The sequence below is a fragment of the Frankia alni ACN14a genome (assembly GCF_000058485.1).
GTDB lineage: Bacteria > Actinomycetota > Actinomycetes > Frankiales > Frankiaceae > Frankia > Frankia alni.
The window spans coordinates 4,903,896-4,916,185 of record NC_008278.1 but is presented as its reverse complement, the minus strand read 5'-3'; the positions used below and the strand labels follow the sequence as shown (position 1 = coordinate 4,916,185).

Below are 12,290 nucleotides of genomic sequence, written 5' to 3'. Positions count from 1 at the left end.
ATCCGTCGAGCGTCCGAACCCCGGGGATGCGGGTCCCCGGCGTCCGGACAGCAATGTCGCCGTGTCGTGCCGCCGAGTCGCAGGCGTCAGCTCGCCGGTTCGGGAACGACCTTGCTGACGATGTGCTCCGCGATCGCGAGCGATGCGGTCGCACCCGGCGACGGCGCGTTGCGTACATGGAGGACCCGCCCGGTGTGCGACAGGACGAAGTCGTCGACGAGGTTGCCATCCCGGGCCACAGCCTGGGCCCGCACCCCTGCCGGCCCACGCACCACGTCGGTGGTCCGTAGCTCGGGTACGTAGCGCCGGGCTTCTGCGACGAACGCACGCTTGCTGACGGTGTGCAGGATCTCCTTGGCGCCGGTCTTCCAGTGCGTCCTGGCCATCTTGTGGAAGCCCGGCCAGGCGAGGGTCCGACGCAGATCGCTGGCCTGGACGGTGCCGACCGTGTAGCCCTCGCGGGCGGTGGCGAGCACCGCGTTGGGCCCGACGAGGACCTCTCCGTCAATCCGTTTGGTGAGGTGGATGCCGAGGAAGGGGTATCGCGGATCCGGCACCGGATAGATCAGCCCGCGGACCAGGTCCCGCCGCTGTGGGCGCAGCAGCCAGTAGTCGCCTCGGAAGGGGACGATCTGAGGCGACGGGTCTTCGCCGGTGAAGGTCGCCACCAGGTCCGACTGCAGCCCCGCGCAGGCGATCAGCAGGTCGAACGGACCGACGCGCTCGGAGACGACCGAGACCCGCCCGCCGTCCTGGGCGGCCACCTCGTGAGTGCCGTTGGGCCGGGCGCTGGCGGAGCCGGCGACGGTCAGGCGCAGGTGCACCCCGTCCGGCCGCTCGTCGACACCGATCACCTCGGCACCGGTGCGCACCGAGCCGCCCGCGGCGATGATCTCCTTGCGGAGCGCCTGCGCGACCCCGGGATAGTCGACGATCGCGGTGGTGGGGGAGTGCAGGGCGGCGACTCCCCGGGCGTGCGGCTCGATCGTCCGCAGCTCGGTGGCGTCGAGCATGCGGGTCCGGGGGACTCCGTTGGCCTGCGCGCGCTTCTCGATCGCGGCCAACCGTTCCAGTTCGCTGTCGTCGACCGCGACGACGACCTTGCCGCACTCGTCGTAGCGGATGTCGTGGGTGTCGCAGAACTCGCGCAGCAGGCCGACGCCGCGCCGGCACAGGGTGGCCTTCAGCGAGCCCGGTACGTAGTAGAGGCCGGCGTGGACGACGCCGCTGTTGCGTCCGGTCTGATGCCGGGCGACGTCGGGCTCCTTCTCGAACACGGTCACCGTCGCTCCCGGTTCGACCTGGCCAAGACGCCGGGCCACCGCCAGTCCGAGTATGCCGCCGCCGATCACCGCGATCCGACCTGCCACGCCCCGCCCCCTGCTCCTCGTCGATCGGCTGGAGTCTCCCGCCACGCCGACAGTACGGAACAAGTATCGGCATGCACGCTGTGTGACGAACTGATAGTCCGTGCGGCGGCCGTGCGGTGGACCCGGCATGGCACGACCTGCGCCAACCACGCCGCCGCCGTGCCGCCGCCAGGTCGTGCCTGCGCCGCCCACGCCGCCGCCGGGTTGGCTCAGCCGAAGAAGTGGCCCGGCGGGTGCGCGCGGTCGGTGCGCGAGCGGGGCACCCCGCGCAGCGCGTCGGTGAGCGTGCGCGCCGTGTTGACCAGCGGCACGTGGCTGAACGCCTGCGGGAAGTTGCCGGTCATCCGCCCGAGCCGGGGGTCGTACTCCTCGGCGAGCAGGCCGACGTCGTTGCGCAGCGACAGCAGGCGTTCGAACAGCTCCTGGGCCTCATGCACCCGTCCGGACAGCGCGTAGTTGTCGGCGAGCCAGAAAGTGCAGGCGAGGAACGCGCCCTCGCCGGCGGGCAGCCCGTCGACCGCGCCGTCCTCGGCGGTCGGGTAGCGCAGGACGAAACCGTCCTCCATCAGCTCCCGTTCGATCGACGCGACCGTGCCGACGACCCGGGGATCGGTCGCCGGCAGGAAGCCGACCAGCGGCATGTACAGCAGCGCCGCGTCGAGCTCGCGGGAGCCGTAGAACTGGGTGAAGGTGTTGCGGTCCGGGTCGAAGCCTCTCGCGCAGACCTCGGTGTGGATCTCGTCGCGCAGCGCGGACCAGCGTTCCACGGGACCGGGCAGGCCGGACTCCACGATGCCACGAACGGCCCGGTCGGCCGCGACCCAGGCCATCACCTTCGAGTGGACGAAGTGCCGGCGTGGCCCGCGGACCTCCCAGATGCCCTCGTCGGTCTTGCGCCAGCCGGTCTCCAGGAAGTCCATCAGCTTGGTCTGCAGCGGCCAGGAGTCGTCGCCGTGCTGGTCGGCGAGCGCCTGCCCGCCGGGCAGGACCAGGCCGGGCACGGACGGCCGCCGGTTGGCGACCGCGACCCGGGCGACGTGCAGGGCGTCGAGGACCTCGCCGTAGACGTCGAGCTGGAACTGGTCGACGGCGGCGTTGCCGACCCGAACGGGGGAGGAGTTCTCGTAGCCGGCGAGCCAGGGCACCTCGTACTCGGGCAGGCGGCGTTCCCCCCCGACGCCGTACATGATCTGTACCCGGGACGGGTCGCCCGCGACCGCGCGCAGCAGCCATTCCCGCCAGGCGGTCGCCTCGCTGGTGAACCCGGCGTCGAGCAGGGCGAGCAGGGTGATGGTCGCGTCGCGCAGCCAGCAGTACCGGTAGTCCCAGTTGCGCACCCCGCCGATGTGCTCCGGCAGCGACGTGGTGACGGCGGCGACGATGCCACCGGTCGGGGCGTAGGTCAGGGCCTTGAGGGTGATCAGGGAGCGGCGCACGGCGGGCTGCCACTGACCGTCGTAGGTGCAGCCGGCCATCCAGTCCGACCACCACGCCTCGGTGAGGGTGATCATGCGGCGGACGTCGTGGACCGGCGGCGGCGTCTGGTGCGACGGCGTCCAGGTCAGGGAGAAGGGCACCGACTGGCCGGCCGCGACGTGGAAGTCGGCGTAGGTGGCCATGTCGTGCCCCTCCATCGGGGCGGTGGTGCGCAGGGTGACGGCGTCCGGGCCGGCAACGGCCGACATGGTGTGCTCGTCGACGCGGCGCACCCACGGCACGATCGAGCCGTAGTCGAAACGGAAGCGGGTTTCCGAGCGCATGTGGACGGCGCCCTCGAGACACTCGACGAGGCGCAGCACCGTGTGGGTGCCGGCGTGGGGGAACATCGCGTCGACGATGCGCACGGTGCCGGAGGCGGTGGTCATGTCCGTCTCCAGCACCAGGGTGTCGCCGCGGTAGCGGCGGCTGACGCCGAGGACCGGCTCGACCGGGGCGATCTGCCAGTGCCCGTCGTCGGCGTCGCCGAGCAACGCGGCGAAGCAGGACGGCGAGTCGAACCGGGGCAGGCACAGCCAGTCGATCGAGCCCGTGCGCGCCACGAGTGCCGCAGAGTGGGTGTCGCCGATCAGCGCGTAGTCCTCGATCAGGGATGGCACGACCTGTTCCTCGCTCCCATGGTTCGCTGGTCGCGATCATCGGACGTGATGATCGCCGGATGTGGGATGAACGCCGTCGCCGGCGTCATCGGATGTGGCCCATCGCGGGTGACCCGTCGTTGGGCCCGATCGTGGGCGGGCGCCGCCGGTCGACGGTGTGCCGCTGCGCGTGCCCGGGTTGGGCGCGCGCCCCCGGCCGGCAGGTGGGCCGGGCGGGGGAGGCGGTCACACGTGGCGGAGGTCGCCGAGCCTCACAAAGGCGTTCACCTTACGGACTGCGCCGGCCGGCTAGTTTGGGGGTCCGGACTTCGTGGTGGTCCACCCGTAATCCGGACCAGAATTCCTTCCCCGATGTGACAGGACTCACGACGTGGCCTCTTCGTCGCCCACCGCCACCACCCGTGCCGTGCGGTACCTGGTCGATCCGCGGCGCCGCACGGCGGTGGTGGCGATCGCCCTCGCCGCCGTGGGCCTGATCGTGTTCGGGATCTACGCGACGCTGAGCGGGCCACCCCCCAAGCAGGAGGCTGTGGTCTACTTCACGCCGGAGGCGACGGCGGCGCAGAAGGAGGCCGTGCGCGCCGCGTGCCCCTCGGTGGGCCGCGCGATCCAGGAACCGAAGGACCGCAACAACCTGGCCGTCAGCAGGGCCTATCCGCTGCGCTACGACGTCGCGAAGGCGTCGACCGCCGACCGCGCGGCCGTGTACCGGTGCGTCCACGACCAGCCGGGCGTGATGGGCATGAGCCAGGAGACCCAGGGCCAGTAACACCCTCGAACCGGGGTCGGGCGGCGAGGATCAGCCGGGGCGGCTGGCCGGGTCCTGCGTCACCCCCGTGGCACGCCCCCCGTCTCCTCGTCGGCGCGCTCCCGCGTCTCCTCGTCGGACTCGGCGCCCGCCTGCTCCTCCTGCTCGCGCTCTTCGAGGAGTTCGGCGGGGGTCGGCAGACCGGCGTCCCGCGCCTGCTTGGCCTGCCAAAGGCTGACGATCATCGTCGCCAGCACGACGAGTCCGCTGAAGATCAGACTCCCACCGGTCCAGGGCGAGGAGGCGGGCAGGCTGTCGACGACGATCCAGGCGATGCCCGCGGCGATCATGCCGAGCCCGAACAGGATCGTGAACGCCGAGGAGAACCGGTTGGCGGCCGCCTGGTCGGCGAGGTCGGCGGCCTTGCGCCGGGCCCGCTCGAAGCGGCTGCGCGCCCACTCGTACTCCAGGCTCAGGATGAAGAACCCGAGGGCGACCACGAGGAAGCCCGGGCCGGGCAGGACGAGCATCGCGATGCCGACGCCGAGGACCACGATCCCCAGCACGGTGAGGGCGATCCTGCGCAGCAGTCGAGCGCTTTGGGTCAGCACGGGCGGCGACTCTCCCTGGACGGGGTGGGACCGGGCGGGTGGGACGGTGCGCGGGCGGGACGGGGTGCGCGCAGGTCCCCACGGCTCCATGGTGGTTGCTGGCGGTAGTGGTTCCTGGTGGCAGTAGTTCCTGGTGGCGTGGCTGATGGCGGCGGTGGTGGTTTCCCTGACGCGGTGGTTGCTGGCTGCGGTGGTAGCCGGCGGCGGTTGCCGGCGCCGGCTCCGGTCGTGGCGTCCGGGCGGATGTCGGCCGGGCGTCATCGACGTCGTCACCCCCTAGCAACGCGCCGGGCACCACAATCGTGGCCCGAGTTGCCGAGACCGGCTCCGTGACCTGGACCGCCTTCTCGCCGCGGCGCTTCGCGACGTCGCCGGGAGGGGACCGGCCCGATGCCCCTGCCCGTCGGACGGGTCGCGGCCCAGAACGCGATCGGCGCTGATGACGCGTCGACTGCCCGGTTCCGGACGGGGGCATCCTGTGACGACCACCTGTCGCCGGGTTACCGAGGCTTTCGCGTTTCGGTGCCGACGCCGCGAACCAGGGGCGTCTCCGGATCGTTCGTTAGGGTGGCATAAGGCGGCTCACCAGGAGCTTCCTGCGGACGAGCGGGCCAACAAGGCGCGGAAAGGGTTGTTGTGGAGATCGAGGAGACCGCGCTCCCCGGCATCGGGTTGCGGCACGACTTCCAGACGCGCAGCGGCCGTCGGCTGGGGGTCGTGTCCCATCATCACGGGCGGCGTGATCTGGTCATCTACGATCCCGACGATCCCGACTCCTCCCGGGACTCCATCGCGCTCACGGCGGAGGAGAGCGACGCGCTCTCGGAGCTGCTGGGCGCGCCGCACATCGTCGAGAAGCTGGCCGACATCAGCAGCGCGTTCGCCGGGCTGGTCGGCGAGCAGATCGCGATTCTGCCCGATTCGCCCTTCGCGGGCCGCCCGCTGGGAGACACCCAGGCCCGCACCCGCACGGGCGCCTCCATCGTCGCCGTCGTCCGCGACCAGATCGTCCACGCCTCCCCCCGGCCGGACTTCCGGTTCGAGGCCGGGGACATCGTGGTCGTCGTCGGGACCCCGGAGAACACGGCGTCCGTGGCCGCGTTGCTCCACTCCGGCTGACGAGCGGGCTGGCCGGATCGAGTGCATTCCACCGCGACGACCTTCCTCGAGCTCGGGGGAGTTCTGTTCTCCCTTGGCATCCTCGGACATCTGGCGCTGCGCGTCGGGATCTCTCCCATTCCGCTCTATCTCGTCGGTGGCCTGGCCTTCGGCCACGGCGGGTTGCTGCCGCTCGGTGCCAGTGAGGAGTTCATCGGCGTCGGTGCCGAGATCGGCGTCGTCCTGCTGCTGCTCACCCTCGGCTTGGAGTACACCGCCGGCGAGCTGCTGTCCGGCCTGCGTAAACAGGCCCGCGCGGGGGTCCTCGACCTCGTCCTGAACGCCACGCCGGGCGTCGTGGCGGCGTTCATCCTGGGCTGGGGTCCGACGGCCGCCGTGGTTCTCGGCGGAGTGACGGCGATCTCCTCGTCCGGGATCATCGCGAAGGTCCTCGGCGACCTCGGGCGGCTCGGTAACCGGGAGACGCCGGTCGTGCTGTCCGTCCTCGTGCTCGAGGACCTGGCGATGGCCGTGTACCTACCGATCCTGACCGCGCTGCTGGCCCACCACAGCTTCGCCCGCGGGTCGCTGACGGTGGCGATCGCCCTCGGCCTGCTCGTGGCCGTCCTCTACGTCGCGCTGCGGCACAGCGACAAGGTGACCCGCCTGGTGTTCAACCCGTCGGCGGACCGCGACGACGAGGTCCTGCTGCTGCGGGCGCTCGGGCTGGCGCTGCTCGTGGCCGGCCTCGCCCAGCGGATGCAGGTGTCCTCCGCCGTCGGCGCGTTCCTCGTCGGCATCGCCCTGTCCGGTCCCGTGGCCGAGGGGGCGCAGGAGGTGCTCCGGCCGTTGCGGGACCTGTTCGCGGCCGTCTTCTTCGTCTTCTTCGGCATGCAGACGGCCCCCGCCGACATTCCCCCGGCACTGCTCGCCGGGTCGCTGCTGGCGCTCGCCGGAGTCGTGACAAAGGTCATGACGGGGTGGTGGGCGGCCCGCTCCGCCGGGATCGGGACGATGGGCCGGTTCCGGGCGGGCGCGGCCCTCGTCGCGCGCGGCGAGTTCTCGATCGTGATCGCCGGTCTGGCCGTGGCGGCCGGCATCGAACCGAAACTGGGGCCCCTCGCCGCCTGCTATGTGCTGCTCATGGCGATTATCGGCCCGCTGGCCGCCCGTTTCGTCGAGCCGGTGACCCGCAGCGCCCGCGGCCGGCTGAGCCGATCCTGATCACCGGCCCGCGGCGCCGCATCGACGCGTTCGCAACGGTTGATCCACGTTCTCGGGATATCGGATGGGCCCGCCGTGTGTCGTTCGACGGCCGCGGCGTCGCCCGACCGGAACGGGGGCAGACTTCCGGGCCCGGGTGTGCCCACATGGGCGGCCATGTTTGGCAGGATGCGGCCCATGAGCGGACTTCTCGAAGGTAAGCGCGTTCTCGTCACCGGTGTTCTCACGGAAGCATCGATCGCGTTCAGCGTTGCCCGCATCGCGCAGGAACAGGGCGCGCAGGTGGTTCTCTCCGGATTCGGACGTGGCCTGTCGCTGACGCGGCGCATTGCCAAGCGCCTGCCCAGCGAGGCGCCCGTCGTCGAGCTGGACGTCACCGACGAGGAGCAGCTGGCCGGTCTCGCCGGGCGGGTGCTCGAACACGTCGACGGCCTGGACGGGGTGCTGCACGCGATCGGTTTCGCCCCCGAGTCGGTCCTCGGGGGCAAACCGTTCGTCGAGGCCGCGTGGTCGGAGGTCGGCACCGCCCTGCAGGTGTCGACCTGGTCGCTGGCCTCCCTGACCCGGGCGGCCCTGCCCCTGTTCGGGGAGCGGGCGTCGGTGGTGGGCCTCGACTTCGACGCCTCCGTCGCCTGGCCCTCCTACGACTGGATGGGTGTCGCCAAGGCGGGACTGGCGTCCACGGCCCGTTACCTCGCCCGCGATCTCGGCCCGCGCGGCGTCCGGGTGAACCTGGTGGCGGCCGGCCCGCTGCGCACGATGGCGGCCAAGAGCATTCCGGGATTCAGCCAGTTCGAGGACGTCTGGGACGGTCGGGCGCCGCTGGGCTGGAGCGTCCACGACACGACCCCCGCGGCCCAGGCGTGTGTGGCGCTGCTGTCGGACTGGTTCCCGGCGACCACCGGCGAGATCGTCCACGTCGACGGCGGCGTCCACGCGGTCGGCGTCTGACGCGCACCGCCCGCGCCGGGCCGACCGCCGGGTGGCGTGCCCCAGGTCGGCCCGCCGCCGGTGCGCCCGCCGCCGGTCAGCGCGCGTTCGCCGCCTCGTCGAGCAGATCCAACGCCGTTCCGACGATCACGTCCACCGTGACGGGTACGGCTCCCGGCCGGGCCGCCGCCCCGGCGGCGTCCGGCGGCGGCGCGGCCGAGCCGAGGGTCGAGATCGGATCGCCGTGCACGCCCGCCAGAAAACTCAGCGTCCGCGGATCGCCGTCGACCACGGTGACCATGGGAGCGCGCCGGTCGGCCGGGAAGAGCTCGGCGAGCAGCGCGTCCGACCCCTCGGCCAGCCCGCGGCGGGCCTGCAGCGCCTGGAAGACGGCTCCAGGCGAGGTCAGGCAGACCACGCTCACCTCGTGACCGAGCCCGGCGCGCAACTCCGCCGCGGCGCGCAGCACCTCCGGCATGACCGGGCCGACACCGACCAGGGTAATCGCGGCTGCCGGGCCGCCCTCGTGCAACCGGTAGCCGCCGGCGAGCACCAGGGCGCGACGGCGGCGCCAGCCGTCCGCGTCCACCGGGAGTTCGGCGAGCCGCTGGTCCACCGGTCGGGCGGAGAGCTGGATCAGGCTGGACCCACCGTCGAGTCGGGCCAGCCGGCCGAGCCCCGCCAACAGGCACCACGCGAGATCGTGAGCGAACGCCGGGACCCAGGTCGTCGCGATCCCGGCCGGGGCACCGTCGCCGCCGTTCCACGCCAGGGCGCGGGTGACCGGATCGAGTCCGGTGTCGGCCACCGCCAGTACGGAGCGGGCGTCGGCGCTGGCGCTGGCGAGCCAGCCGGGCAGCACCCGACCCGCCGACACCTCGTCGGCGACTCCGATCGGCAGCAGCGGCAAACCCTGCCGGCTCCAGGCCACCCCCAGCGAGCCGAGAACCCCACCGAAGGCCGCCGCCGACAGGCCGCCGGCCACGTGCCGCCCCGCCGGGGCAACGCCATCGCCGTCGCCGTCGCCGTCGCCATCGCCATCGTCCGCGCCGCCCGGCCGCATCAGGTCGGTCGCGCTGCCCGCCCCGCTGGCGACACCCGCCCCGCTGGCGACACCCGCGTCGCTGCCACCGGCCGCGCCGACGTCCACGCTGCTGCCAGCGTGCACGCGGTCGTTCGCCGCCGCGGGCATCCCGTTCGCCGGCGATCCACCACCGGCCGGCCCGGTGATCGCCCCCTCGGCCCTGCCGGCGCCGTCGGTGCTGCCATCGCGCGACGCCGTGCCCACCTCGGCGGGCTTTCCGGCGGCGGGTGCTCCGACGTCGGCCGGCTCTCGGGTGGCGGCCGGCTCTCGGGTGGCGGCCAGCCACCCGGCGAGCACGGGATCGGCGGCCCGGGTGCTGATCGTGACCACCGCGGCCGCCGCCTGCGGGGCAAGCCGCGGCAGATCCCGCAGCAGGTCCCCGAACGCCTCCTGGGTGGAGATCCGTTCCGGGAAGCGGCGGGCGGCGTGCGCGGGCACCGGGGCGGGACCGCGCAGCGGCACCGGAGCACGGTCGAGATAGCGCGCGACGTGGCGGGCGAGCCGCCCCGCCGCCGGATCCTGCGGCAGGGCGACGAGCGCCCCGTCGGCGTCGACCGTCGCACCGGCCCCGTTGCGGGAGGCGAGCTGCGTGGCCGCCTGCCCGGGCGGTTCGCGGCGACCGGTGTCCGCGGCGGGATACGGGTCGTCCTCCGGTGCGAGCAGGTCGCCGGTGTAGGCGAACAGCACCGTGGGACGGTCCGCGGCCACCTCGTCGAAGGCGTCGATCAGCAGCGGGATGTCGTGCCCGCCCAGATCACCCAGACAGGCGAGGATCTGCTCGTCGGTGAGGGTGTCCAACAACCGGCTGATGCCCGCCCCGGCCGTGCCCGGCCCGGCGAGGCGGCGGCGCAGGTCCGCACCGCGGGCGTGCAGCAGGTCCTGGAACTCGGCCGGGGTGAGCAGGTCGAGGCGGGACCGCAGCGCGTGGCCGCCGGGCGCCCGGAACAGCGCCTCGAGCCGGCGACCGTAGCGCACGGTCAGGACCTGCCAGCCGGCCGCCTCGAACAGCCGCGCCGCGCGGGCCGGCCCGCCGATCCCGCCGGGGCCGCCGGTGGCGGCGGACACTCCGGTCCCGGTCACCATCACCACCCAGAACAGCTCGCCGAGGTGGGCGGCCCGCTCGTCGGCGATCGTCTCCCAGACGGCCGGGTCGCGTAGCTCGGCGTAGTCGATCAGGCAGATCTGGCGTCCCCGCGGGGTGTGGTCGAAGCGCTCGCCGGCGTAACGCCGGGCCAGCGCCGCCCACACCGTTCCGCTCGGCCCGACGTTGCCGGCGCCCAGCACGCGCAGGGGGCGGGAGTCCGCCGGGGGCGGCACGCTGTCGGGCCGCAGCCAACCGGCCGGCGGATCGCCCACCGCCGGCGCGCCGATCGGGTCGACGCCCACCCTCGCGTCCTCGAGCACGTGATGGACGGCGTGGACCAGGGCGGCGGCCCGGGGCGTCACGCTGACCCGGTCCTCGGCGCGGAGTGCGTCGAACCACAGGACGGTCGCGATGCTCGAGGCCGCGGCCACACCCGCCCGCTCGCTGCGGGCGGCGGCCGCCGAGCGCCGTCCGGAGCGCACGCCGTCCTCGACGACCGCGGTGGCGGTGGCCCGCAGCCGACGCTCCACCGCGGCCAGCGCGGCGAGATCGAGCACCCCACCGGGCGGGCCCGGCGTGACCGGTTCCGGCGCGCTGCGGGCAGGCAGGTCCGGTCTGCCGTGCCCGGACGGCCCGTGGGGCGTGGCCGGCACCAGGGCGCCCGGCGCCATGGCTGGCCCCGCGGGCTTCCCGGCCTCGGCGTCGGCGGGCCGGGGGCGGCGGGCGGCGGCCGGCGACGTCACCATGGAGTCCTCGTCTCGATCGTGCTGGATGGGCGAGCCGGATCGCCGGGGCGGGCGGGCCGGGGCCGTCGCGCCGTCCTTCTGGCCCGGTCGTTGTGCGGCGGCCGGCAGGGCGATGTTCCGGTCGTCGGGGACCTCTGCCGTGTTGGGGATCTCCGCCGTGTCGGGGATCTCCGCCGTGTCGGGGACCTCTGCCGTGTCCGGGACCCCTGCGGTGCCGCGGACGTCCGCGGCGGCAGGGACATCCGGGATGTCTGGTCCCATGGTCAGCTCCCCCCGACCCGTGTGCGCCCGCATGGCGTCCGCCGGTCGCACTTCCGGTCTGCGCATGACCGGCCTTCGTCCCACGACACCGACCTCCCCATGTCCGGACGTGCGGTGTAGGCCAGAGGTTGTGCCGCCGGCCGGATCTGCGACACACGTCCACTACGCGCGGCAGGCCCGCGTCCGGCGTCCTGTTTCATGGTGGTCGCACCATTTCAGCATCCGTGGGCGGTTGCGGTGCCGCTGGCCGGAGTCCACGCACCCCACGGCGCCGGTGCGCGCCCCACCGGCGACGCCCCGGCTCCGCCGGCGACATTCCGGCTCCCCGGCGACATTCCGGCTCCGCGGCGACATCCGGCTCTGCCGCCCGCCCCACCGGCGACGCCCCGGATCGGTCGCGTGGCCGGGCAGGACCCGTCAGCCCGTCGTGGCGCTGGCCGTCCCGTCGAGGTCGTCACCGGCGAGCAGGCGGTCGAGGCGGGCCCGGAGGGCCGGTTCGTCCGCCGCGGGAGTCGTGAGCTCGAAGGTCTTGACCCGGCTCGTGGCCCCGCGGACGAGCCGCACCTGGGTTCGGCGCAGGCCGAGCGCCCCGGCCAGGGCACGCAGGGCGGCCTCGGTCGCCCGACCGTCGACGGCCCGTTCGGTCACCCGGACGATCACTATCGAACCCGCCCGCGGATCCGTCCAGCGCCCGCCCACGGCGGCCCGCCCGGCGCCCGGGTGGACCCGGATCGTCACCCGCATGACTGCTATCGTGCCGCACCGCCGCACCGCCGCACCGCCGCACCGCCGCACCGCCGCACCGCCGCACCGCCGCACCGCCGCACCGCCGCACCGCCGCACCGCCGCACCGCCGCACCGCCGCACCGCCGCACCGCCGCACCGCCGCACCGCCGCACCGCACGAGAGTGCCGCGGCGTGACGAAGGAGAGCGGATCCGGACACCGCGTGCCAGTGGTGCCGACGCGGGTGCAGTGCCACCAAGGGGTGACCGCGGAGGTGACAGTTCCCCGCAGTCCTCCGGGATGTGTGTGTCGT

The 12,290-nt window shown here is 73.7% G+C and carries 10 protein-coding genes; 5 read left to right on the top strand and 5 right to left on the bottom strand.

Annotated features, from left to right (window positions below):
* Window positions 1-86: 86 nt before the first annotated feature.
* Window positions 87-1,370: an L-2-hydroxyglutarate oxidase gene (locus tag FRAAL_RS19800; protein WP_041939529.1), complete on the bottom strand. Its 1,284-nt coding sequence runs from the start codon at window positions 1,368-1,370 to the stop codon at window positions 87-89.
* Between the two features lie 209 nt (window positions 1,371-1,579).
* Window positions 1,580-3,466: a glycoside hydrolase family 15 protein gene (locus FRAAL_RS19795; protein ID WP_011605646.1), complete on the bottom strand. Its 1,887-nt coding sequence runs from the start codon at window positions 3,464-3,466 to the stop codon at window positions 1,580-1,582.
* A 370-nt stretch (window positions 3,467-3,836) separates the two neighbouring features.
* Here FRAAL_RS19795 and FRAAL_RS19790 point away from each other — a divergent pair, with 370 nt between their 5' ends.
* Window positions 3,837-4,235, top strand: a complete 399-nt coding sequence (locus FRAAL_RS19790) for a hypothetical protein (RefSeq protein WP_041939528.1) — start codon at window positions 3,837-3,839, stop codon at window positions 4,233-4,235.
* A gap of 59 nt (window positions 4,236-4,294) precedes the next feature.
* Here FRAAL_RS19790 and FRAAL_RS19785 read toward each other — a convergent pair whose 3' ends face one another.
* The gene (locus tag FRAAL_RS19785) at window positions 4,295-4,825 is read right to left on the bottom strand and encodes a PGPGW domain-containing protein (protein WP_011605644.1); all 531 of its coding nucleotides are present in this window, start codon (window positions 4,823-4,825) and stop codon (window positions 4,295-4,297) included.
* Window positions 4,826-5,461: 636 nt separating this feature from the next.
* On the opposite strand from FRAAL_RS19785, the gene FRAAL_RS19780 reads away from it, so the two are divergent.
* The 3 genes from FRAAL_RS19780 (at window position 5,462) to fabI (ending at window position 8,098) form a co-directional block, all read left to right on the top strand.
* Complete coding sequence (locus FRAAL_RS19780) at window positions 5,462-5,944, top strand: cation:proton antiporter regulatory subunit (protein ID WP_041939527.1); 483 nt, start codon at window positions 5,462-5,464, stop codon at window positions 5,942-5,944.
* 21 nt (window positions 5,945-5,965) lie between these two features.
* The gene (locus tag FRAAL_RS19775; RefSeq protein ID WP_041939526.1) at window positions 5,966-7,147 is read left to right on the top strand and encodes a cation:proton antiporter; all 1,182 of its coding nucleotides are present in this window, start codon (window positions 5,966-5,968) and stop codon (window positions 7,145-7,147) included.
* Between the two features lie 177 nt (window positions 7,148-7,324).
* A complete protein-coding gene (gene fabI, locus FRAAL_RS19770) occupies window positions 7,325-8,098 on the top strand; it encodes an enoyl-ACP reductase FabI (RefSeq protein ID WP_011605641.1) in 774 nt (257 codons plus the stop codon).
* A 76-nt stretch (window positions 8,099-8,174) separates the two neighbouring features.
* On the opposite strand, the gene FRAAL_RS19765 is transcribed toward fabI, so the two are convergent.
* On the bottom strand, window positions 8,175-11,336 hold the full coding sequence (locus tag FRAAL_RS19765) for a thiamine pyrophosphate-dependent enzyme (RefSeq protein WP_011605640.1): 3,162 nt from the start codon (window positions 11,334-11,336) through the stop codon (window positions 8,175-8,177).
* 333 nt (window positions 11,337-11,669) lie between these two features.
* The gene (locus tag FRAAL_RS19760) at window positions 11,670-11,996 is read right to left on the bottom strand and encodes a DUF167 domain-containing protein (protein WP_041939525.1); all 327 of its coding nucleotides are present in this window, start codon (window positions 11,994-11,996) and stop codon (window positions 11,670-11,672) included.
* Here FRAAL_RS19760 and FRAAL_RS32505 point away from each other — a divergent pair.
* Window positions 11,995-12,174 carry a hypothetical protein gene (locus FRAAL_RS32505; protein ID WP_011605638.1) on the top strand — a complete coding sequence of 60 codons (180 nt, stop codon included), beginning with the start codon at window positions 11,995-11,997 and terminating at the stop codon, window positions 12,172-12,174. The two genes, FRAAL_RS19760 and FRAAL_RS32505, sit on opposite strands and share 2 nt — an antisense overlap.
* The last annotated feature ends 116 nt before the right edge of the window (window positions 12,175-12,290 follow it).

What these genes read in the sequence shown, in the direction of transcription:
- FRAAL_RS19760 (WP_041939525.1), bottom strand. Translation starts at nt 11,996, where the DNA reads ATGCGGGTGACGATCCGGGTCCACCCGGGCGCCGGGCGGGCCGCCGTG.
- FRAAL_RS32505 (WP_011605638.1), top strand. Translation starts at nt 11,995, where the DNA reads ATGACTGCTATCGTGCCGCACCGCCGCACCGCCGCACCGCCGCACCGC.
- fabI (WP_011605641.1), top strand. Translation starts at nt 7,325, where the DNA reads ATGAGCGGACTTCTCGAAGGTAAGCGCGTTCTCGTCACCGGTGTTCTC.